General features: G+C 34.5%; 20 protein-coding genes and 1 pseudogene. 4 read left to right on the forward strand and 17 right to left on the reverse strand.

From position 1 onward, the window contains the following. Positions 1-26: 26 nt before the first annotated feature. On the forward strand, positions 27-1481 hold the full coding sequence (locus AC1Q8M_RS25650; RefSeq protein ID WP_063546416.1) for a HAMP domain-containing sensor histidine kinase: 1455 nt from the start codon (positions 27-29) through the stop codon (positions 1479-1481). A 145-nt stretch (positions 1482-1626) separates the two neighbouring features. Next, positions 1627-2139, forward strand: a complete 513-nt coding sequence (locus AC1Q8M_RS25655) for a GNAT family N-acetyltransferase (RefSeq protein WP_000351212.1) — start codon at positions 1627-1629, stop codon at positions 2137-2139. Positions 2140-2171: 32 nt separating this feature from the next. On the opposite strand, the gene pdxR is transcribed toward AC1Q8M_RS25655, so the two are convergent. After that, on the reverse strand, positions 2172-3572 hold the full coding sequence (gene pdxR, locus AC1Q8M_RS25660; RefSeq protein ID WP_097822417.1) for a MocR-like pyridoxine biosynthesis transcription factor PdxR: 1401 nt from the start codon (positions 3570-3572) through the stop codon (positions 2172-2174). Between the two features lie 120 nt (positions 3573-3692). Between pdxR and AC1Q8M_RS25665 the strand changes: the two genes are divergently transcribed. After that, positions 3693-4619 (forward strand): DMT family transporter, encoded by a 927-nt coding sequence (locus tag AC1Q8M_RS25665; protein WP_098855755.1) that lies wholly within the window; start codon positions 3693-3695, stop codon positions 4617-4619. Positions 4620-4806: 187 nt separating this feature from the next. Then, positions 4807-5331 carry a DUF4871 domain-containing protein gene (locus AC1Q8M_RS25670; RefSeq protein WP_025118065.1) on the forward strand — a complete coding sequence of 175 codons (525 nt, stop codon included), beginning with the start codon at positions 4807-4809 and terminating at the stop codon, positions 5329-5331. A 292-nt stretch (positions 5332-5623) separates the two neighbouring features. Here the strand turns inward: AC1Q8M_RS25670 and AC1Q8M_RS25675 are convergent, their stop codons facing one another. The 16 genes and pseudogenes from AC1Q8M_RS25675 to AC1Q8M_RS25750 form a co-directional block, all read right to left on the reverse strand. Then, on the reverse strand, positions 5624-6823 hold the full coding sequence (locus tag AC1Q8M_RS25675) for an NAD(P)-dependent malic enzyme (RefSeq protein WP_025118066.1): 1200 nt from the start codon (positions 6821-6823) through the stop codon (positions 5624-5626). A 59-nt stretch (positions 6824-6882) separates the two neighbouring features. Further along, complete coding sequence (locus tag AC1Q8M_RS25680; protein ID WP_000512729.1) at positions 6883-8229, reverse strand: 2-hydroxycarboxylate transporter family protein; 1347 nt, start codon at positions 8227-8229, stop codon at positions 6883-6885. 122 nt (positions 8230-8351) lie between these two features. Continuing rightward, complete coding sequence (locus tag AC1Q8M_RS25685; RefSeq protein ID WP_097822419.1) at positions 8352-9059, reverse strand: response regulator; 708 nt, start codon at positions 9057-9059, stop codon at positions 8352-8354. Continuing rightward, on the reverse strand, positions 9056-10660 hold the full coding sequence (locus AC1Q8M_RS25690; RefSeq protein ID WP_000746401.1) for a sensor histidine kinase: 1605 nt from the start codon (positions 10658-10660) through the stop codon (positions 9056-9058). Before AC1Q8M_RS25690 ends, AC1Q8M_RS25685 begins: the two co-directional genes overlap by 4 nt. A 78-nt stretch (positions 10661-10738) precedes the next feature. After that, entirely contained in the window at positions 10739-11686 is a 948-nt protein-coding gene (locus AC1Q8M_RS25695; protein ID WP_433996687.1) for a methyl-accepting chemotaxis protein, read from the reverse strand. Further along, positions 11678-12721 (reverse strand): annotated as a pseudogene (locus AC1Q8M_RS25700) (HAMP domain-containing protein); the annotation flags it as partial. The pseudogene AC1Q8M_RS25700 and the gene AC1Q8M_RS25695, both read right to left, overlap by 9 nt. A 282-nt stretch (positions 12722-13003) precedes the next feature. Continuing rightward, positions 13004-13759 carry a C39 family peptidase gene (locus tag AC1Q8M_RS25705; RefSeq protein WP_086387701.1) on the reverse strand — a complete coding sequence of 252 codons (756 nt, stop codon included), beginning with the start codon at positions 13757-13759 and terminating at the stop codon, positions 13004-13006. A gap of 7 nt (positions 13760-13766) precedes the next feature. Next, positions 13767-14588, reverse strand: a complete 822-nt coding sequence (locus AC1Q8M_RS25710; RefSeq protein ID WP_097822420.1) for a transporter — start codon at positions 14586-14588, stop codon at positions 13767-13769. Positions 14589-14818: 230 nt separating this feature from the next. Next, a complete protein-coding gene (locus tag AC1Q8M_RS25715) occupies positions 14819-16069 on the reverse strand; it encodes a sensor histidine kinase (RefSeq protein ID WP_080017751.1) in 1251 nt (416 codons plus the stop codon). Further along, complete coding sequence (locus AC1Q8M_RS25720) at positions 16066-16737, reverse strand: response regulator transcription factor (protein WP_001238623.1); 672 nt, start codon at positions 16735-16737, stop codon at positions 16066-16068. The genes AC1Q8M_RS25715 and AC1Q8M_RS25720 overlap by 4 nt, the downstream gene beginning before the upstream one ends. A 195-nt stretch (positions 16738-16932) precedes the next feature. Further along, positions 16933-17637: a metallophosphoesterase family protein gene (locus AC1Q8M_RS25725; RefSeq protein ID WP_000821970.1), complete on the reverse strand. Its 705-nt coding sequence runs from the start codon at positions 17635-17637 to the stop codon at positions 16933-16935. Positions 17638-18074: 437 nt separating this feature from the next. Next, a complete protein-coding gene (locus tag AC1Q8M_RS25730) occupies positions 18075-19451 on the reverse strand; it encodes an ABC transporter substrate-binding protein (protein ID WP_098855753.1) in 1377 nt (458 codons plus the stop codon). Between the two features lie 21 nt (positions 19452-19472). After that, the gene (locus tag AC1Q8M_RS25735) at positions 19473-20294 is read right to left on the reverse strand and encodes a carbohydrate ABC transporter permease (RefSeq protein ID WP_000635946.1); all 822 of its coding nucleotides are present in this window, start codon (positions 20292-20294) and stop codon (positions 19473-19475) included. Next, complete coding sequence (locus tag AC1Q8M_RS25740; RefSeq protein ID WP_000573797.1) at positions 20291-21223, reverse strand: carbohydrate ABC transporter permease; 933 nt, start codon at positions 21221-21223, stop codon at positions 20291-20293. The genes AC1Q8M_RS25735 and AC1Q8M_RS25740 overlap by 4 nt, the downstream gene beginning before the upstream one ends. After that, entirely contained in the window at positions 21223-22320 is a 1098-nt protein-coding gene (locus AC1Q8M_RS25745; protein WP_058840026.1) for an ABC transporter ATP-binding protein, read from the reverse strand. Before AC1Q8M_RS25745 ends, AC1Q8M_RS25740 begins: the two co-directional genes overlap by 1 nt. Continuing rightward, positions 22317-22883, reverse strand: coding sequence for a glycerol-3-phosphate responsive antiterminator (locus AC1Q8M_RS25750; protein WP_098683974.1), 567 nt, complete (start codon positions 22881-22883; stop codon positions 22317-22319). The genes AC1Q8M_RS25745 and AC1Q8M_RS25750 overlap by 4 nt, the downstream gene beginning before the upstream one ends. Between the last annotated feature and the right edge of the window lie 210 nt (positions 22884-23093).

Genomic DNA, 23093 nt, shown 5'->3' on the forward strand with positions numbered 1-23093 from the left:
TATTATGAATAAGGTATGGTGAAAAAATGAGTAAACTTTCCCTTAAAATTGGGACATACTTTTTAATATTAGCTTTATGTATTGAAACAATTGCTTTCGTATCTTTTTATAAAAGCCTTTCAAAAATGCGTATTGTAGAGGAAACAGATGCTCTTTTAGAGAAAGGTAATCGCTATAGTAAAAAAATTAAAAGCCGCGAGAGACGGGATGAATATTATAAAGAAATGAAACACGCTGAACATAATAAAAATCCTAAACGTCCTGTGTACCCTGAGTTCGATATTACGAATGAGGCTGCACACTTAGTTGAATCGGAATCAATTTCTAACTCCGATATAGCTATCATTATTACTGACCATAACGGCAAAATTATTTCCACCTCAGAACCCGTAACAAAAGATATGCAAAAACAACTTACTTGTAAAACAGAAACTGTCCCAGACGGCGGCTTAGTCGTTGAAAGGAACTGGAAAAAATCAAAGTTCATCACAACAGTAAGCCCACTTAACACAACAAAGTTTCAAGGAAAGCTATATATGTTATTAAAAACATCTTTCCTAGAAAATATGTTGCTTAAACTCATGAACCAATTTCTTATCATTAGCGTTTTAACAATTATTTTAACAACAATTTCTGTCTTTGTTTTTTCACGCGTTATTACAGAACCACTTGTAAAAATGAAGAGAGCGACAGAAAAAATGTCAAAATTAAACAAGCCAATTCAATTAGGTATTAAACGAAATGATGAACTCGGAAGTTTAGCAAAAACAATTGAAGATTTATCGAGTGAACTTACGTATATGAAAAAAGAGCGCAATGAATTTCTCGCTAGTGTCGCTCATGAACTATTAACTCCATTGACCTATATGAAAGGTTATGCGAAGGTAGCAAAGAGAGACTCTTTAACAAAAGAGGAGCGAGAAGAATACTTACAAATCATTGAGGATGAAACGGATAGTGTAACCGATCTCGTCCAAGATTTATTTATGCTTGTACAATTAGAACAACACCAATTTGTTATAAAAAAACAAAAAGTGCTTCTTCAGCCATTTTTAGAACGAATGGTAGAAAAAACAAAAACAACATTAACAAATAAGCAAATGCAGCTTCATGTATATTGCAAAGATGATTTAGAAGTTTGCATAGACGAAAGACGTATGGAACAAGTTATGTTAAATTTATTACACAACGCTTATCAACATTCGCCAGAAAACACATCTATTACGATACGTGTACTCATGAAAACAGATTCTTTTACAATAAGTGTACAAGATGAAGGTGAAGGTATTCCTGAAGAAGATATCCCGCATATATTTGACCGTTTTTATCGTGTCGATAAATCTAGAACACGAGCTACAGGCGGAAAAGGTATCGGGCTAGCTGTTGCAAAGGAAATTGTAGAATTGCATAACGGTTCTATTCTAGTAACAAGCCAATTAGGAGCGGGAACAAACTTTATAATCGAGCTACCTTTTGAATAATATGCGTGTGAAAACACCAGTAGTAGTAAACACTACTGGTGTTATTTTGTTCATAAAAACAGTTCATATAAGCTAAGCTTTTGAAATTATTCTTATTTCAATATAAAATAAAGGTACATTTGCAAAGATTTGGAGGGTGATATAATTGGATATCCATGTATTAACAAAAGACGAAGCAGAAATTTACTTAGAACTTCGCGTAGAAGGATTAAAGCAAAACCCTGAAGCATTCAGCTCTTCTTATGAAGATATTATTAATAAAGAGTGTGCGATTGAATATAAAGCACAAAAATTAGCACAAGATGAAAACTATACGCTAGGTGCATTTAAAGATGGAAAATTAATCGGGGTTGCAACACTGGAAACGAAACCATATGTAAAACAAGAACATAAAGCTAAAATCGGTTCTGTATATGTATCTCCAAAAGCACGCGGACTTGGAGCAGGAAAAGCACTTATTAAAGAATGTCTTGAGCTTGCTAAATCTTTAGAAGTAGAACAAGTTATGCTTGATGTTGTTGTTGGAAACGATGGAGCGAAAAAACTTTATGAATCATTAGGTTTTAAAACATTCGGTGTACAAGAACGTTCATTAAAATATAACGGACAATATTGGGACGAAGAGCATATGGTCTTATTCTTAGATGAAAATAAATAATAAAAAACATCCTCATGTTTGGAGGATGTTTTTTACTTTCTTGTAAACCATGCCGTGTGTAATAATTGAATCGCTTTCGCAATTTCTTCCTCTGATAATATCGCAAACCCAAGTAAAACTACACTCTCAGGCGCCGTACCGTCTTTATAGTACGTAGACACAGGATATATTTTGATACTATGTTTCGCAGCTTCTTGAATTAATTCTTCTTCCCGCATTCCATTATGCACTTTTAATAAAATGTGTAATCCCGAATCTTCTCCTATCACTTCAACACGATTAGAGAAATACTTCTCTATTTCAAAAACAAGTCGATCTCTCTTCTTTCGGTAGACGACACGCATTTTATGAATATGTTTTTCCCAATAGCCTTCATTTAAAAATCTTCTAATCACTTCTTGGTCCATTCTTGAAACACTTTGTGTATAAAATAAATATTGCTGTTGATACTTTTTAATTAATTTCTTCGGCAACACCATATAGCTCATCCGTAGCGATGGTAATAATGCTTTAGATAGCGTCCCCATATAAATAACTTTCCCCTCTGTATCTAACCCTTGCAGCGCCGGTATAGGCTTTCCAGAATAGCGAAATTCACTATCATAATCATCTTCAATAATATACCTGCTCTCTTCTTTCTTTGCCCATTGTAAAAGCTGCACCCTTCTCGTAATAGGCATAATCATTCCATATGGAAACTGATGGGAAGGTGTAACAAATACAACATTCGCATTGCTATTTTCTAAATCTGCAATACAAATTCCATCTCTATCTAAAGATAACATTTGGACTCTTGCTTCTCCCTGTTCAAAAACAACCATCTTCCTATGATACCCTGGGTTTTCAACTGCATAATTGCTTCCCTTTAACAATTGAAACAATAGTTTCACTAATATTTGTGTTCCCGCTCCTAATACAATTTGACTAGCTGAACAACGCACACCTCTAGATTCATACAAATAATTCGCAATCTCTTCTCTTAAGCTTGCTTCTCCTTGAGGGTGTCCTAGAAAGAGAAGTTCGTTATTATACGGCTGCCATACTTCATTTACAATTTTCCGATACATATTGAATGGAAAAGCATTTGTATCAATTCCTGTTTGTGTAAAATCAAATTTATAACTCTTCTCCTGAAACGGTACTTCTTCTATTCTATCTCCGCTATCCTCTACATGAACCATTTGCTCAATCTTGCATACAAAATAACCTTTTCTCGATATCGACTCAATATAACCTTCTGCAAGTAATTGTTCGTACGCTGCCTCTACTGTATTTTTACTTACTTGTAAATGTATCGCTAACTTTCGCTTAGCCGGTAATTTCGTAAAAGAGACAATCGATCCATCTTTAATCTCTTTTTTTATATACTCATACAATTGCACATACAATGCCTTTTTACTATTCATATTTAAATTAGGCGTTAATTCTAACATAATATCTGACCCCTTAATAAAACTAAAATCTGATACTTTTTACAGTACCAGATTTTATATATAATTCCTTTTATCATGTCACACATAAAAAATCAAATACCGGAGAGGAGAAACATGATAATGAACAATGGTAGACGTATCGGACTCATTATGATTATTACAGGGGCTACATTATGGGGATTATCTGGTCCAATGATTCAGTGGCTATTTCAACATACTAATGTATCCTCAATTGATTTTTTAACAATTCGATTGTTGCTTGCAGGAATATTTATTTTGTCTTTCTTACTTATAAAGAAACAAAACATATTTCAAATTTGGAAACACCCTAGATATTCTATACAACTTATTATTTTTTCTATTCTCGGCATGCTTGGTGCGCAATACGCCTTTATCGAAACAGTTCATATTAGTAACGCGGTCACAGCAACACTATTTCAATTTCTAGGTCCTGTTCTTATAACCATGTATGTTGCATTTGCACAAAGAAAATTCCCTGCTTCCATGCAACTATTCGCAATTATAGCCGCGCTAATAGGAACATACTTTATTATTACAAATGGCTCAATTGAAAATATTGTTTTATCTAAAGAAGCTATTATTTTTGGACTATTAACAGCAATTGGATTTGCATTTTATACCCTTCATCCGGCTTCTCTCATTAAAGAATGCGGGACAACTGTAGTAATTGGTTGGGGGATGTTAATCGGAGGAATTGCACTACTTATTTATAATCGTTCATTCGGGTGGAATCACTTTTCACAAACCCTTACACTAAAAACTTTTTCTATGCTTATTCTTATTATTATTAGTGGTACCCTTTCTTTCCTTCTATATATCGGTAGTCTTAAATATTTAGCAGCAACAGAAACAAGCATTTTATCTAGCATTGAACCCCTTGTAGCTGCCATCGTCTCAATTACTTGGCTAAATGAATCTTTTGGAACATATCAATTATTAGGCGGCGTATGTATCGTTCTGTCCGTTATTTTTTTGACGATGCCTCAAAAAGAAACCGAACCAACCTATACAACTGAACAAGTATAAAGTGAAACTTTAATTAGTGGGGCTATCTCCCACTGATTATTAACCTACACCAATCGGGCTTTTACGGGATAAAAAATGTCAAAAGAGGTCGTACAAAACTTACGACCTCTTTTTATACTTTAAAGGAATTGTCCCGCCTTCTAGCAAATACAATTACACTAACAATAAAAACTAGGAGTGTGGCACCATGAAAAAAATCGGAACTATGCTACTTCTCTCCTTCCTCATCACTGGATGCACACCAGCACAACCTGATTCAAAAGCATCTAAAACTGAAGCTGTCACAACGTCATCCAATCAAGTGAACGCACCTTCCTTCTTTCATCTTAGTGTTTTAAAAGATGTAAATTGGGAAGAAGCCCCCTCATTCATAGACGGAAAAATACCTTTAAAAGGCATCGAAGGAAAAATCGCAATGGCTGATAGTCCTATTATCGCGAATGAACAAAATGAAATAATGTGGTACTTTCTAGATTCTGAAATACCAACTGGAAAATTGTCTATTATTGCGCTAAAACAAGGATCTGTAACTCCGACACCAGTACTCTTTCAAAAAGAAACTTCCAAACAAACTTGGACCACTTCAAATACAATCGATTCTACTGCAAACGAACTCCCTCTCACTATGTCACTACCTTCATCTGGATTATGGTTATTAAATATATATGTGAATGAAAAATATTATGATCAGTTTGTAATCACTGCTGAGTAAAGTGACAAAAATAAACCACTTTCTTACAATAATGTAATTTCTACGTCATGTACTTCGATAGTTGAATTATCTCTCTTCTCTTATACTTAAAGTAAGAAATGAAACGAGGAGAGATGAGAGATGAAAAAAATGATAGAAGTAATCGTAGCAGTAACTGAGGTTTTAGTGAATGGTAAACAAGTTGCAATGGAATTAAATAAATAGTGAAGAAACATAAATAATTCTACACTTCTTCATTATTTTGATTTCTTATCTCAAAAAAGCAGTGCCTTTTAGGCACTGCTTTTAGCTATTAATAACTTGGTATTTTCGTAATTTGCGCCACGCCCGAATCAATAGCTGCTTTCGCTACTGCTTCTGCAACACTTGGAACAACTCTTTTATCTAATGGATTCGGGATTACATAATTCGCATTACGTTCTTCGTCAGTAATGATGTTAGCGATCCCATATGCTGCCGCTAATTTCATCTCTTCTGTAATATCAGTTGCGCGCACATCTAACGCACCGCGGAATATTCCGGGAAACGCCAATACATTATTTACTTGATTCGCATAATCCGAGCGCCCAGTTCCTACTACAGCTGCCCCAGCCTCTAATGCATCCTCAGGGAAGATTTCTGGAATTGGATTCGCCATTGCAAACACAATTGCTTTCTCATTCATCGTCTGTACAAGTTCTTTCGTTAATACGTTAGGAGCAGATACGCCAATAAAAATATCAGCTTGGTGAATCGCTTCTTTTAACGTTCCACGCACATGTTCACGATTTGTCTTTTTGGAAACTTCAATTTGTGCTTCGTTCATCCATGTTTCACCTTCACAAACAATACCTTCTAGGCTAACTAGCGTAATGTGATTTGCACCAGCCTTTAATAATAATTTTCCAATTGCAATTCCTGCCGAACCCGCACCGTTAATAACGATTTTCACATTATCCATTTGTTTACTAACAACTTTTAATGCATTAATAACAGCTGCTAAAACGACAATAGCTGTTCCATGTTGATCATCATGGAATACAGGAATATTCGTTTCTTCTTTTAGTCGTTTTTCAATTTCAAAACAACGCGGTGCTGCAATATCTTCTAAATTAATCCCTGCAAATGTAGGCTCTAAATTTTTTACAAGGGTAACGATTTCATCTACATCCGTTGTGCCTAAACATAATGGGAAAGCATCTACATTCGCAAATTTCTTAAATAAAATACTTTTTCCTTCCATAACAGGCATAGCCGCTTTCGGTCCAATGTTTCCTAAACCAAGTACCGCTGTTCCATCTGAAACAACTGCCACCATATTGCCACGTGCTGTATAGTCATACACCGTTTCTTCATCTGCCGCAATTGCTTTACAAGACTCCGCTACACCTGGTGTATACGTCAGGCTTAAATCATCCGCTGAATTTACTTCTACTTTACTTGTAATTTCAATTTTCCCTACTAATTCTTTATGCAATAACAATGATCTTTCATTAATTTGATTTGCTAACATACTTATAATCTCCCCTTAATTTGACAAGCTAGCTATATGAATATAGCTAGCTTGTTTAATCATGAAAACATCTTTAATAATATTGTCGCTGTTACAACCATTGCCGCTCCGCCTAAACGAGTAGAAATTTGCGCGAACGGCATTAATTCCATACGATTTGAAGCCGATAAAATAGCAACATCTCCAGTTCCACCTAAACCGCTATGACATCCAGTTACAATCGCCGATTCGACTGGATACATTTTCATCACTTTCCCTACAAGAAAACCTGATGCTACCATTGTAAGAACAACCGATGCGCACACAACAACATATCCTACTGAAAGAACTGCTGCTACGTCTTTTAACGGAATATATAGCAATCCTAATCCAACCATTAAAGGCCAAGTTAAATTCTTCGAAATAAATTTATATAAATGGAATGCTCCTTGCTCCATTTTTGCTGGCATTAATTTAAAGTATTTCACAAGTGCTGCTGAGAAAATCATAATGATCGCCCCAGGAATACCGATGAACTTAGAAGCAAATCCTCCGAAGATGAAGAACGTACACGCAATTAATAAACCTGCTCCCATTAATGAGAAGTCAATTGGTTTCTCTGTATTTTGTTCTTTTAATAATTCTGCTTGATTGTCTGTTTTCACTAATACACCGTTACCACTAAGCTCCGGTTTCTTCTCACCTAAACGCTTCATATACCCTGCACTTACAATTGCGAACATATTTCCAATAATAGCTGCTGGAATAAGCTGTGATACAAACGTTGCTGATGATTCATTTAAAATATCACTATAAGCTAGCGACAGTGGTAAAATTCCTTCCCCGATACCACCACTCACAATTGGTACGATGATAAAGAAGAATGTCTGCTTCATTTCAAATCCAAATAATGAACCGACCAATAATCCTACTGCTACAGAAGCTAACGTCCCTACTACTAAAGGAATAAACATGCGAACGAAACCTTGCACTAACACTTTACGGTTCATTCCTAAAATACTTCCGACTACTAAACAAGAAATATATAAATATAAAAAGTTCGATTTTTTCATTAACATAGTCGCGGCTTCCATTGAAGCTGGATTCATCCAGTTAAAAAATACAAGTAATGATGGAATAAATAACGAAAGTATTGCTGGACCGCCGATATTTTTTAAAATTGGAATTCTCATCCCAATATCGCCTAAGAAAATCCCCATGATCATAATAACTGCAAATCCACCAATCATATCTGCTGGCAATTTATTATATACAGATGCCCCATAAATAATAGCAGCCAATACTACATATAACGGTAAAGGTATAACACCGATTTTTACATTCATAATTTTAGAAGCGAAAGATTCTCTTTGTACTTCATTTCCTCCAGAAAATGATACCGCTTCCACATTCTTTTGAATTCCCATATGGCACCCCCTCGTTTTCTTAATAACAATATTAAAACGCTTTCAATAGTAAAAATAGTTTTTGTAAGTTTTGTAATTGATTTTGTAATTAAAAAAAGTATAAGCGACTTATACTAAGTCGCTTATACGTAAAACTCTATTTTCTTTTGATTAACACATCTTAATTTACTTACAGGTCTTCCCACATGTTGGTACATCATTTCGTTTTCTAACACCCCAATTTCAGTCAGAAACATTACATATTTCCGAATAGAAACTCTTGAAATTCCAACTAATTGTGCCATTTCATCTGTTGTAAACGCTCGTCCATTCAACGACTCGATCTTCTGCCAAATTAATTGCAACGTTTGCTTCGTTAATCCTTTCGGAAGCTCTTTAGTGACAGTAGGCTCTCTTTTTTCTTTTTGTAAAATTAACGAATCTAATTCCGATTGACTAAGCTTTTGTTGTTCTTTCATGAAAGTAAGTTTTTCTCGATATATAGTTAATGCCTCTTTAAATCGTTCGAATGTAAATGGTTTAATTAAATAATCTACAACTCCGTATTGTAATGCTTTTTTAATACTCCCCATATCATGTACAGCTGAAATCATTATAATATCGATTTCTTTTTCTTGATTCCGAATATACATTAAAAGCTCAAACCCAGTCTCTTCAGGCATAAAAATATCAAGTAATACTAAATCCACTCGTGATTTCTCTAATACTTCTATCGCCGACTTTACTGAGTTAACTGCTTGAACAAGTTCAAACCCTCCTACTTGCTCTAAATAATGCGTATTTAACATTGCTACCATCGGGTCATCTTCTACAATTAAAACTTTAATCATATTTGCCTCTCATCCCTACCTTTAGGTATTTCAATTGTTATCGTTGTTCCCTTTCCTACTAATGAATGTATATCAATTTCCCCATTTATTCGCTGTATACTTTCTTTTACAAGATACAAACCATAACCGCGGTTATCTCCCTTTGTGGAATAACCTTTCGTAAATAATTCCTCTATTTCTTTTTCTTGTATACCTTTTCCCGTATCTTGCACTGTAATAGTTAATATATCCCCTTGTTGTATCTCAACTTCAACTTGCTTCTTTTCACAATTCGTCACTGCCTCTAACGCATTATCAATTAAATTTCCCACAATCGTAATAAGTTCATGAGTAATACTTTCATCATCTATTTCCGGCATATGAGAATCTTCACTTATAATTAATTTGATATTCTTCTCTCTAGCATAGCTGAGCTTACCTAGTAAAAAACCAGCAAATACTGGATTTTTTATTCTTTTCATAACTCCACCAATTTCATATTGATGCTCTGATACCATACCGCTTATATACTTCTGTAATTCTTCATACTGTTTCATATGTGTAAGCCCTAATACGACATGCATCTTATTCATAAACTCATGAGATTGTGCCCGTAATGCTTCTGCATATAGTCTAATACCAGTTAGTTCCTCTGCTAGTTTTCGAATCTCTGTTTTATCACGAAATGTTGCAATTGCGCCAACTATTTCTCCTTTTACATATAAAGGAACTCGATTCGTCACAATCGTAATTCCATAAATATTTTGTTCTTCGTTTAATTGTACTTCTCCCGTTTGCAATACTTCTTTTATACGTGAATTCGGCATATACAACTCAACATCTTTACCGATAAAATCTTCTTCAAGTCCGCTTTTTTTAAATAGACGTTTCGCTTCATTATTAATTAGCGTTACTCTAGCCTCTTTATCTACAGCAATAATACCTTCCTTTACAGATTGTAGCATCGTATTTCTTTCTTCAAGAATTTTTGCTATCCTGTGAGGTTCAAGACCGAATAAGCTTTTCTTTATATGTCTAGCTAGCAATATCGCTCCTATAATTCCGACTAATACTCCAACTCCAACTCCAATATAAATGATATATCTACTTTCCTTAACTCTCTCTTTTACATTATCTGCTGAAATACCGACCGCCACCGCTCCAAGCTGTTCACCCGTTTCAGAAAATACAGGTACAAACACTCGCATTGAAATACCTAAAGTTCCTTCTGCCAGTGATACATGTTCCTTTCCTTTCAATGCAGGCCCTTCATCTCCCCCAATAAAATGATGACCTATTTTTTGAGGATTTGGATGTGATTTTCTTATTCCATTCATGTCCATAACTACAATAAATTGAACACCTGTGTTTTTTAATATCCTATTTGTATACGTTTGGATTGCAGAAGTATCTGCTTTCCCAATCAAGCCATCGATTACAATCGAATCATTCGCCACAATGTGTGCAATTGTTTTTGCTTTCTCTGCTTGGTTATCCTCCGTTGTCCGTTCTACATTGTGACTAATTAATATATCTGTCACAAGTAAAGAAAAAATCACAACTGTACAAACTAACAATGTAATCGTTTTCCATAAATTCCATAGTCTTTTTCTTTTTTTCATCCCGTTAATGACTCCCCTAATTGCTGAATAGAAAAATAAGTAAGGTGATATTATTTTCACCTTACTTATCTGCTGTTATTATACTTTAAATTTACTAGTCATCGCTTGTAATTCTTCTGCCATCCCAGCTAAGTTTTGCGAAGCAGAACTAATTTCTTCCATTGAATTAACTTGTTCTTCTGTTGAAGCTGCAACACTTTGCATACTAGCTGTATTTTCTTCTGCAGCCGCTGCAATTTCATCAATAGCATTTGTCACTTCATTTGCATCTCCCGCAATTCTCTTCGTTGTTTCTACCATTTGATTAACTTGAGAAACAATATGTGTAGTAGAACTTAAAATTTCCGTAAAACTTACTTTCGTTTTTGTTACAACATCAAGGCCTTGTTGAACTTCTCCATTCACATTATCCATTGCCTTAACAGTATGTTCAATATCCGCCTTAATTTCTGCAATTAAATTTGCAATCTCTCCAGATGACTCTCCTGATTGCTCTGCTAATTTTCTAACCTCATCTGCTACAATAGCAAATCCTCGTCCCTGTTCACCTGCTCTTGCTGCTTCAATAGCCGCATTTAAAGCTAATAAGTTCGTTTGAGTAGCGATATTTTGAATTGCTTCAGAAATAGCTCCTACCTGCTTTGATTTCTCATCAAGAAGTTTAATAATAGCATCTGACTCGGATACCGACCTAGAAATAGACTGCATTTGTTTTGCGGTTTGTTCAACTAAATCTTCTCCCTCTTCAGCTCTTTCTCGCGCATGTAATGAGGAAATAGAAATTGACTCTGCGCTTCCAGTTACATCTTGAATTGCTGTATTTACTTGTTGTAATGTAGCCGCACCTTCTTCAACACCTTGGCTTTGTGATTCAGCCCCACCTGATACTTGCTCCATTGCAATTGTAATTTGATCTGTCGCATCATTCGCTTGCTGTACGCTCGCTGTTAACTCTTCTGCCGATGCTGCAACATGTTCTGCTGAAAAGCTAATTTGGGTAATAACATCTTGTAAAGACGTAGACATTTCATTAAATGAATTCCCTAGTTTCCCTATATCATCTTTGGAATGGATTGTAATTTTCTCTGTTAAATCTCCCTTACTAATTTTATGTGCCGATTCAGCTATTTTTCGTAATGGCCTTGTAATAGACTTTGTAATGAAATAAATTAATACACTACCAAATACAATAGCGATAGCAATAACAATTAAAGTCTTATAAAACACTGGATTTGCAGCTTGGGTAATTTCTTCATCGAACATAACGCCAACTACTTTCCAGCCTGTTTTCTCATTTGTTGCAAAGATTAAATTCTTTTTATCATCTTGTTCTGTATAAGACACATTTCCTTGTTTATCTTCATAAATTGGTTTAATCCAAGGATCAGTAACTTTTGTACCTGGTTTTCTAGATGGATGACTAACAATTTGCTTATTTTGATCTAAAATAACTGCATAACCTTTTTCACCAATGTTAATCATTTTGGAAATTTTTAAGATGTTATCTAAGTTTAAATTAATTCCTATAACACCTTTACCATCTTTTACTTCTTTCGCAATTGTCACTACCATATTTTTTGTAGATGCTGACTGATATGGCGCAGTAACAATTACTTTCCCTTTATTTTCATGTGCTTCTTTATACCAAGATCTATCTGTTGGATTATACCCATCAGCCATTTGAATAAATGGTTCTCTTATAAACTTTCCCGTCTCTGTTCCAATATAAATACCTTCTACTTCTGGATGAAGCTTTATATATTGTGCTAACTTCGTTCTTACTATTTCTTCTTGTCCATTTGGATATGTATCCTCTGTTAAGATGTCTGCAAAGTACGTCGCATCAACAAATTTCTCTTCTATATTTTGAGAAATAACAGTATTTAAAATCGAAATATTCTCCTTTGCCTTATCTGTCATTTGATGTTCAAAATTTGTTTTGGCAGTTTGATATGAAACACCACCGATAATAATTCCTGGTATAGTTAAAATAATAAAAAATGAAATGATTAATTTTTTATTGATACTCATACATTTAACCCAGTTAAATACTTTTTGCATAATAAGCCTCCTTTATGTAATGTGGATACTTGTGTCATTTTATACAATTAACATATATAAAACAATATATAATGATAAAATGTAATTTTTTCTTCAATTATGCATTTTTACATATTTACTCCCTATAAGTATTTTAATCATAAAAACAAGAGAACTTTAGCATTATATATGCTAAAGTTCTCTTATTTCTTAACAGCTTCTACTCTATAAAACTTCTCTTATAATCCTCAAATGTTTTATCCTTCACCTTATAGTCATATTACTAAAAATCTTCTTCCTAATTTATTTAGCGCTCTTTACATAACTAATTGCCTGACTTCCCATTTGTACCCATGCCTGTTCAAAGGTTTCTCTCGGTACTTTTACATCTAAGCTATCCTCAAGTGGATCTCGAATATATACAGATTCCTGATCATACCCAATAAGTACAACACAATGTTCATTATACGTAATAGAAACATCTCCACTATTTGTTTCCCATGTAGTAAATTCATCTTCATCTAATGGTGCAAATGTTGCATTCGTGATCATGACTACAGGTTTCCCTGCTTTTACACTCTTATAAATTTCTTCTATATTCTTCCCTGTTAAGTCTACAGCTTTATTAGGTAAATATTTTTCCGCTAACTGAAAAAGTGGCCCATGATATACACCGTATCCTGATTCAGAGAATGTATAAATATTACCTACAAATCCTTCATTTGGATTCCCGCGCACACCATCGTCTATAAAATCAACTTTTTTTATTTCATTTGCTAATGTCATCTTATCCACTGAAACACCAGCGTATTGTAACATCATCGCTAAGCTTGTCACTTCACAGCCTCTATCCAATTCTGGTAACTGCTGAATTAATGGAACATTTGATAAGATGACTTTTTCATCGTTATTACTAAACTCCGTTTCTTTTCCTCTTTGTATATTTGAGAATGTTAACTTCTCTACATACTTTGGAATTCCATTTGTATATACACTCCATATTGCTGTACCTAGTAAAGCTGTACATATATACCACTTCAATTTTCTTATCGCTTTCACGCCCTTATTAATTCGTTAAATAAGAATAAAATGCGTCAGCATCCGTTCGTATCATCGGTACAAAATTTAGTTCTTTTCCTTTTTCAGGCTGATCTTTTTTTATCTTTTCCGCTAACTCTTGAATATTCATATTCATTTTATCCATATTAAGCTCATCTGCCATTTGTAGCACCATTTGTTCATTAATTTCTCTTAATATTTGATATATATCTTTACCATACAAATCAATATGATATTTTTTTGCTTCTTCCTGTACTTTTTGTTCGTACACTTCTTGTGCTAACTCTTCAATTTCTTTTCCTTTTTGAGAAATATCTAACTTTCCTGCTTCTTCTCTTACTTTCTTTCCGTAGATTTCTTCCGCGATGTCTTCGATTTCTTGTCCATCTGCCGAAATACCTAATTTATCTGCTTCATCTTTAATTTTAATCGCATTAATTTGAGTAATTAAATCTACAATTGATGTATTCTCTATAGATATACCTAGCTTTAACGCTTCTTGCTTTACTTTTGTTTCATAGATTTCTTCTGACAGCGTCCCAACATCTTTTCCTTCAATCGATATGCCTAACTGCTCTGCTTCCCTTCCTACTTCTGTTTCATGAATTTCTTTTTCTAGTGTAATTTGTTCTTTTCCTTCCGTTTCAATACCTAGTTTCTCTGCTTTTTCTTCTGTATGCACTGCATGTATCTTACCATTGTTCAATTGTTCTTTACTGCGCTGTGTGTAATCTGTCTTTCCTTTTTGTGTTTCAGAAGGAGAGGCACCCCCTAATATACTTAAACTCATTACTCCAATAGTGAATACCGTCATCATTTTCTTTTTCAAAATTAATTCCTCCCTCTTATACTTTCTTTCCCATCATTCCCCTAGTTTTTTTAATACTATACATACATCTCATCGCTGCTTGAGATAACATTATGATTGATAAAACTCACTCACATACACCTAGTCTCTTCTTCATGTAACGAACTTTCTTTATGCCATACATAATATAAATAGTTTCTTAACTTTCCCTTAAAAAAGACGACCTTGTAAAAACAAGATCGTCTTCTTACTTATATTTTTTGATTTTTAGGGAAAATCACTTCAAAGCAAGTTCCATCTCCCCATTTGCTCTCTACTGATATTTTTCCATAATGCTTTTCTACAATCCAATTTGCGATTGAAAGACCTAATCCAGCTCCTTCTGACGTACTTCTTGCTTTATCCCCTTGATAAAAACGATCAAATAATTTCGGAATATCTTCTTCTTTCACTCCTATCCCGTCATCTTTCACATGTATACGAATTGAACTACTCGTTTGCGTGCAATCGATTTGAATATGCCCACCTTCGTTTGTATACTTCATCGCATTATCTAACAGTATGACCATCATTTGATGAATCCGCTCTCTATCCCCCATAAAAGATACACCACGTTCTACTTTTAGCATCATTTCTTTTTCTTGATAAGAAGCAATCTCCTTATATGGAGCTACTATTTCTTCTAACAATTTATCAAGTTCAAATGTTTTCTTATCCATCTCAATTTGATTAGAATCAGAACGTGCTAGCAATAATAAATTACTAACGAGTTTCGATAACCGCCTACATTCTTTTGAAATTGTAGAAATATCCATCGCTTTTTCTTCTATCGTAGCGGATGGTGACTGGAATAAAACATCCGTTTTTGATTGAATAACTGCAAGTGGTGTCCTGAGTTCATGTGATGCATCAGAAACGAATTGCTGCTGTTTCTCCCATGAATTTTGAATAGGTACGAGTGCCCTACCAGCTAAGAAAAAGCCGATTCCTATTGCACATAAACTTCCTATGCTACAACCTATAATAAGAATTAAAAATAAAGTATTTAACATTCCTTCTTCCGCTGTTATATCTCGCACGATTTGAACTATTTCTCCATCTTTTTGAAGCGAAAATGCTCTAAAATATCGTCCTTGTACTTTGATATCTTGTAACTCCCCTATTTTTTCCGGAGAAAACTTTTCCAAATTCTCTTCAAAAATAGAACGGAATTTACGGTTATCGCCCTCTATTTTCACTATTTTCCCATTCCAAGTTATTCTAGTTACTCGCGGATCTCCAATTTGGATATTCTCCATACGTTTTCTTGGTGGTATTTTAACATCTAATTTTTCTCTATACTGAGCCATCATTTTTATAGATTGATCCACTTCATTATAAATACGCTTATATGTGTATGAATAAATAATACTACCTAATATACCTATTAATAGGATAAATACTAATGAATTCACTATAGTCAAACGAATGCGTGTCTTTTGAAACATACTTCCCTTTTTCATTGTTCTTTTAATATATATCCAATACCTCGAACGGTTTGAATATCTTTCTGATAACCGAATGGTTCTAATTTTTTACGCAAATGATGCACATACACTTCCACAATGGCTACTGTCGTATCTGAATCAAATCCCCAAACACGATCAAAAATTTGTTCACGCATTAAAATCTTCCCGCTATTTTGAATGAGATACTCTAGTAGCTCATATTGTTTCAATGTCAACTTAATACTTTGTCCATCTACTTGAACGTCTTTATCTTTTCCGAACAATTCAATCCCTTTATAACGAATCGTTTGCTGGGTTGTTAAACTACCACTTCTGCGTAGTAAAGCGCGAATTCTCGCTTTTAATTCAGGGGCCTGGAATGGCTTAACTATATAGTCATCTCCACCAAAATCCAATCCCTTCACCCGATCTTCTAAAGAATCTCTCGCTGTCAAAAACAGGACTGGTGTTTCAATCTTTTCATCACGTATTTTTTGAATTACTTCAAATCCGTCCATCCCTGGCATCATCACATCCAGCAAAATTGCATCATATATATTTTGAAGCGCTAAAAACAATCCATCTTCTCCATTTATTGCCGTATCTACTTCAAATTCATCACGCAAAATTTGTACGATAGACTCTAATAACGAGGCATTATCTTCTACTACAAGTAATCGCATGCTCTCACCTTCCATCAAATAGTTCAATTCTATTTATTATTACATTTCTTCTCTTCATAAAAAAAGAATGTAGTTACATTACGTATTTTCATTTTTAACTATTTCCTTCTAAAATTTTGAAGTTTTATTATAAAAACTTTGTCTTAAATTTAGCTTAATAAAAAATTGAAAGAAATAAGATTCCTCTTATCTCTTTCAATTTTTTATTACATATACCTTTTTACTCGGCAACTCCAAACAATTTAGCTGACCACCATACACAGCCCCGCCATCAATTCCAATAATACGATTACTCCCAAAATACACTCCGCAATCCTCACTACCATGAAGCGTTTTTGTTTCCGTATGCCCAAATACAACAACCTTTTCACCACTATATCCATTATGAAATTCATTACGGATCCACATTAACGTATATGGTTCAGATTCAGAAACTCGTTTCATCGGTTCAACCCCAGCATGTACAAATATATACTCTTCTGTTTCAATGTAATGATCTAATTCTTGAATAAACTTTATATGTTCCTCTAATACACGAGATTGTAACATCGGTTTTTGGAAGTCTTTCTCATTAACCGCAATATCCTCTTCTACAAATCCATAGCTATATAATGTCTTATCTCCACCATTTCTTTTTACCCAATGGTTCCATGAACGTTCCTCATTTGTCGTTAACGCCTTAATCATCATATCTTCATGATTTCCTTTTAAAATGAGTGCTCCCTCTTCTTTCAATTCTCTTACCTTTTCAATTACAGCACGCGCATTTGGACCACGATCTACATAATCTCCCAGTAAGATTAATTGATCCTGTTTCGCATCATATTGAGCTTCTTCCAATAACTGTTCGAACTTTTCTATCTCTCCATGAATATCACTAATAACAAGAATTCTTTTCATATTATCCCCCCTCTTTCTAATTATAGTTCAAAACGACAGAAAGTTCAGAATTGAAATCCCGCATTAACGGGCAGTAAGCCCCCCACTGATTACAATTTCACTTTATTACAAACTAAACTATTATCCTTACAACAATGTAAGTCTCTTGTCATCCAATTCGATAGTTGTAATTACTGTATTTCCTTATACTGAGAGTAAGAAATGAAACAAAAAATAAGGAGAGATGAGAGATGAAAAAAGTAATGGAAGTTGTAGTAGCGGTAGTAGAGGTTTTCGTAAATGGTAAACAAGTCGCAATGGAGTTAAATAAATAATGAAAAGGACAACATTCACTCTAGACCCTTTACTCATATAAAAGAGATAAGACTTCATCATTTCTTTGATCCCTTATCTCCCTATAGAGAAAGCCGTATCCCTTTTAAGGATACGGCTTTCTCTTATTTTTGACTCGTACGAGCTGAAATGCTAATTGCTCTATCTGTTGCTTTGGCAGCTTCATCTAACGCTTCTTTACTATTCTTCCCGTCATACATTGCTTCTAATGCTTTTACAACTGCATCTCTTGATTCTGGGAATACACTAATTAAAGCACCTTGTGTTGCCGGAGTTTGCTTCGTCGCTTGCAGTTGATCTACTGTTACTTTCAACTGCGGATATTTTTCATATTGCTCTTTTACTAATGGCTCATTATATGCATCTGGATTAATTGAGAAATAACCTGTTGCAGTATGCCATTTTGCTTGTACGTCTGGCTTCGTTAAATATTTCATAAAGTCCCAAGCACCTTGTTGCGTTTCTTCTGAAACCATATTCGTCATCCATAATGATGCTCCACCAATAACAACACCATTTTGTTTCGAATCCTCTGGATACGGAATATATGAAACACCTACATTAAACTTAGATGCATCAATTAAATCACGAACACCTGCTGAAGAATCTAAATACATAGCAACTTGTCCAGACTGGAACGCGGCACGAATATCATCCCAACTTGCTCCATACTTTCCAAGTGCGCCAGCTTTATTTAAATCATCTAACATTCCAAATACTTTCTGTCCTTCTTTACCGTTAAATACCGCCTTCTTTGCAGCATCTTTACGGCCGTTTTCGTTATCTACATATAAAGCACCTTGTGTCGCTAACAATTCTTCAAAGAACCAACCATAGTTAAGCATGGAGAATCCATATTGTTTTACATTTCCACCTTCTTTAATCGTTAACTTTTTCGCTGCTTCTTGTAATTCCGCATATGTTTTCGGAGCTTTCTCTGGATCTAAGCCCGCCTTTGCAAAAGCATCTTTATTATAAATTAATACTGGTGTAGATGAATTAAATGGCATAGAATACATTTTTCCATCAACTGAATAATAATTTGTAATTGCTTTTTCTAATTTTGACGTATCGTACTTATCTTTTTTTATCCAGCTATCAATTGGTGTGATTTTTTTGCTATCAATCATATATTTCGTTGTAATTTCACTCGATTGAACAAGAGCTGGCGCTTCTTTCGTTGCAGACATCGTTCTAAATTTTGTTAAAGACTCTTCATATGTCCCTTGGAACTCTGCCTTTATCTCGTATTTATTTTGTGACTTATTATAGTCTGCAACAAGACCATCTAGTACACCTTGTATTTTTCCACCCATCGCATGCCAGAAGCGAATTACAGTTTTATCACCATTTTTTTCAACTGGTGCTACTTTTGCCTGCGCTTCAGGTTTTCCCTCTGTTTTACTATTTGAACAAGCGGCACTAGATAATGCCATTGTTGCTGCCATTAATAGAGCAGCACCTTTTTTTACTAAACTCATTTTAAGCTCACCTTCTCTTAGTTATTTAATTGCACCTTTTGTTAATCCTTGTTGTAATTGTTTTTGTCCTAAAAATAGTAAAATCAATGTTGGAATAACGATAACCGTAACACCGGCCATTACACTTCCCCAATCAGTTGCAACTTCTTGAGACTGAAGCTGCTTTACACCGATTTGCACTGTTCTTACTTTTTCATCAGTGGTCACTAAAAGTGGCCATAAATACATATTCCATGTTGTTAAAAAGCTATATACTCCAAGCGTAATAAAACTCGTTTTACAATACGGTATTACAACGCTGAATAAAAATCTTATATTTCCAATCCCTTCAATAAAAGCAGCTTCTTTCAGTTCATTCGGGAGTGTCATAAAATGTTGGCGTAACAAGAAAATACCGAAAGCTGTTGCAAAAAACGGCACTGTCATCCCAGCGAAACTATTGATCCAGCCAAAGTTTTGAATCGTTAAAAAGTTAGGCACCATCGTTGCTTCCCACGGAATAAGCATCGTTGAAATAAACAGGAAGAAAATTAAGTTTCTCCCTTTAAACTGAAGAAAAACAAAAGCATAAGCTGCTAAACTTGATACGATAAGTTGTCCAATCATAACGACTGTCGATACAATTAAACTGTTATATAAGTATGTAAAAAGCGGTACTTTTTGAAAAATATTAATGAAATTATCAAAAGTAAACTGGGTCGGAAATAACCTTCTCATTTGAATATCGTCTGGTGTCATAAAGCTTATTAAAAATGCATACAGTACAGGAAAAAACACCATCACTGCACTAATAATGAGTAGCATGTATAATAGGAAATTTTGTTTCCACTGTTTAACAATCATTTATAATGCACCTTTCTCTCAGCAAACTTAAATTGAAGTAATGTAGCAACGAAAATGAAAACAAATAATACCATCGCTTGTGCACTTGCTGTTCCAAATTGATGATTCACAAACGCCTCTTTATAAATCGAGTACACAATTAAATTCGTTGCATCATTTGGTCCACCGTGCGTTAAAATATCAATTTGTCCAAAGCTTTGGAACGCACTAATTAATGTTACTGTTACAATAAAGAATAAAGTTGGCGATAGCATCGGTAATGTAACACGGCGAAGCTTATATAAATAACTAGCACCATCTATAGATGCACTCTCATATAAAGACGTATCAATATTTTGTAAACCACCTAATATAACTAAAAATGCAAAACCTGTATTCACCCAAACTGTTGTAACTGATACAGAGAATAGTGCCCAGTCCGGACTCGTTAACCATGCGATTGCAGGAAGGTTCATAGAGGCTAATATATTATTAAATAATCCTACACTTGGATGAAATAAAAATAGCCAAATCACTGCACTAGCAGCTACTGATATTCCCATCGTCGAAGAAAACAGAACTCGGAATAACCCAATACCTCTTACCTTTCCATTTGCAATCAATGCAAGAAACAAAGCAAATATAATACTCGTAGGAACTGTATATAAAACAAATAATAAAGTTGATTTTATACTTTTGTAGAAGGCTGGATCAGAGAATAAATATTGATAATTTTCTAAGCCAACGAAGAGATTAGCTTCTCCATGTATATCGGTTAAATAAAAACTATAATAAATCGTCCTAAACAATGGATAGAACAGAAAAATCGAAAATAGCAAAATAGATGGCGCCAAAAACAATAATCCTATTCTTAAATCTTTCGTTCTCTCCCATAATTTTTTCTTTTTTGACACCTTTGTTTGAACTGGTAACTTACTTACTTCGATCATTATTTCGCCACCACTTTCAACTCTTCTTCAGCTACCACTTTTAAGCGTTCATTCGTGTTTTCGTTAAAGAAGCATAACTTTTCTTGCGAGAATAATAATTTTACTTTGTCACCTTTGTTCAGGAGTAACTGTCCGATAACTTTCGCACTCCAAGTTGTTCCATTTACCGCAAAGTTCAATATAGATTCATTCCCTAATACCTCTACAGATTGCAACATCACTTCTTGTCCCTCCTCAGACAGTGCAATATGCTCAGGGCGCATGCCTATGCGAATTGTTCCTTCTGGTAATTGCTTTAACTGTCTAATAGATAATGGAATTTGCAATTGTCCTATATGTAATACACCTTTTTCTTTATTTACTTCCCCATCATTTATATTCATAGAAGGAGAACCTATAAAGCTTGCAACAAATTCGTTTGCTGGTTCGTTATATATGTCAAGTGGTGTTCCAACTTGCTGTATACTTCCTTTATTTAAAACCATGATACGATCTCCCATAGTCATCGCTTCTATTTGATCGTGGGTAACGTAAATCATCGTAATTCCTAATCGCTGCTGAATTTCTCTAATTTCAATTCTCATTTGCGCACGTAATTTCGCATCTAAATTCGAAAGTGGTTCATCCATTAAACAGATTGGTGCTTGACTCACGATTGCCCTAGCAAGCGCAACACGCTGTCTTTGTCCGCCTGATAATTGACCTGGTTTCATTTTCACATACTCTTTCAGTCCTACCATTTCAATAGCTTCCATTAGTCGCTTTTGTCGCTCTTCTTTTTGTACTTTTCTTACCTTAAGTCCAAATAAAATATTTTCTTCTACAGATAAGTGTGGATATAATGCATAATTTTGAAATACCATTGATAGATTACGGTCTTTCGGCTCTAGATCATTTGCAACACGTTCATTAATAATTAAATCTCCCGAAGAAATCTCTTCTAAGCCAGCGATCATTCGTAATAATGTGCTTTTCCCGCATCCCGAAGGTCCAACTAAAACAAAAAATTCGCCCTTCTTAATATGAACCGATACGCCTTTAACCGCTGTCTCTTCTGCATTTTTATATACCTTTGAAACATTTTTCAATTCAATCACAAAGTTGCACTCCTTTTTTCTTCATGTATCCATACTTCATAATGACTTGTTGAAATCGCACTTGCTCCTGCACGAATTGCAATTTCCGCATCTTCTCGCGTTTGAATCAACCCGCCTGCAATAATAGGAAACTCTATTTCCTCTACTAGCTGTTTAATTATAGAAGGCATAATCCCCGGCATAATCTCTACTGCATTTGGTTTAGTCGTTTTACAATTTTCAATTGATTTAGTAAGAGATAAAGTATCTACAATAAAAATACGTTGAATTGTTTTCAATCCAATTTTATTAGCATTTCGAATTGTCGAACCCTTTGTTGAAATAATACCTTGTGCCCCGATAACATCTTGAATATACAAAAGCGCTTCCTCTGTATTCGTATTTAAACCTTGTATAAAATCACAATGAAGAAATACATCATGTCCATGTTTCTGCAATTCATATACAAGCTCTGGTAATTCCAGCATTGAACCAGTCATAAGAAAAACTGTTTTCGGCAATTTTTTGTATGCTTTGTATCCTTTCCAATCCTTTATCATCGCAATATAAGGTTCTTTAAACATTTATTCCACCTAACTGTTCTATTTTTATCCAAACTAAAAACACCTACTTACATAGAACGCCTTTCTCCTTATTTGAACTCTAGGGAATAGAGCACACCTAAGAAAGTGGCACATTATATGTAAGTGGGTGTTCTCAAATATTCTCTACCCTAGTTATTTTGTTACCTTTACTATATTACGCATTTATTAAGTCAGTTTTGATAGATTGTT

It is taken from the genome of Bacillus sp. GW823-FHT06A10, from assembly GCF_058795375.1.

Bases quoted from the DNA above. Each gene is read 5' to 3' on its own strand.
- AC1Q8M_RS25665 (WP_098855755.1), top strand. From the start codon at position 3,693: ATGAACAATGGTAGACGTATCGGACTCATTATGATTATTACAGGGGCT.
- AC1Q8M_RS25695 (WP_433996687.1), bottom strand. From the start codon at position 11,686: ATGTCTACGTCTTTACAAGATGTTATTACCCAAATTAGCTTTTCAGCA.
- AC1Q8M_RS25715 (WP_080017751.1), bottom strand. From the start codon at position 16,069: ATGAAAAAGGGAAGTATGTTTCAAAAGACACGCATTCGTTTGACTATA.
- AC1Q8M_RS25720 (WP_001238623.1), bottom strand. From the start codon at position 16,737: ATGCGATTACTTGTAGTAGAAGATAATGCCTCGTTATTAGAGTCTATC.
- AC1Q8M_RS25740 (WP_000573797.1), bottom strand. From the start codon at position 21,223: ATGATCGAAGTAAGTAAGTTACCAGTTCAAACAAAGGTGTCAAAAAAG.
- AC1Q8M_RS25735 (WP_000635946.1), bottom strand. From the start codon at position 20,294: ATGATTGTTAAACAGTGGAAACAAAATTTCCTATTATACATGCTACTC.
- AC1Q8M_RS25750 (WP_098683974.1), bottom strand. From the start codon at position 22,883: ATGTTTAAAGAACCTTATATTGCGATGATAAAGGATTGGAAAGGATAC.
- AC1Q8M_RS25685 (WP_097822419.1), bottom strand. From the start codon at position 9,059: ATGATTAAAGTTTTAATTGTAGAAGATGACCCGATGGTAGCAATGTTA.
- AC1Q8M_RS25725 (WP_000821970.1), bottom strand. From the start codon at position 17,637: ATGAAAAGAATTCTTGTTATTAGTGATATTCATGGAGAGATAGAAAAG.
- AC1Q8M_RS25675 (WP_025118066.1), bottom strand. From the start codon at position 6,823: ATGTTAGCAAATCAAATTAATGAAAGATCATTGTTATTGCATAAAGAA.
- AC1Q8M_RS25650 (WP_063546416.1), top strand. From the start codon at position 27: ATGAGTAAACTTTCCCTTAAAATTGGGACATACTTTTTAATATTAGCT.
- pdxR (WP_097822417.1), bottom strand. From the start codon at position 3,572: ATGTTAGAATTAACGCCTAATTTAAATATGAATAGTAAAAAGGCATTG.
- AC1Q8M_RS25690 (WP_000746401.1), bottom strand. From the start codon at position 10,660: ATGAAAAAAAGAAAAAGACTATGGAATTTATGGAAAACGATTACATTG.
- AC1Q8M_RS25680 (WP_000512729.1), bottom strand. From the start codon at position 8,229: ATGGGAATTCAAAAGAATGTGGAAGCGGTATCATTTTCTGGAGGAAAT.
- AC1Q8M_RS25670 (WP_025118065.1), top strand. From the start codon at position 4,807: ATGAAAAAAATCGGAACTATGCTACTTCTCTCCTTCCTCATCACTGGA.
- AC1Q8M_RS25730 (WP_098855753.1), bottom strand. From the start codon at position 19,451: ATGAGTTTAGTAAAAAAAGGTGCTGCTCTATTAATGGCAGCAACAATG.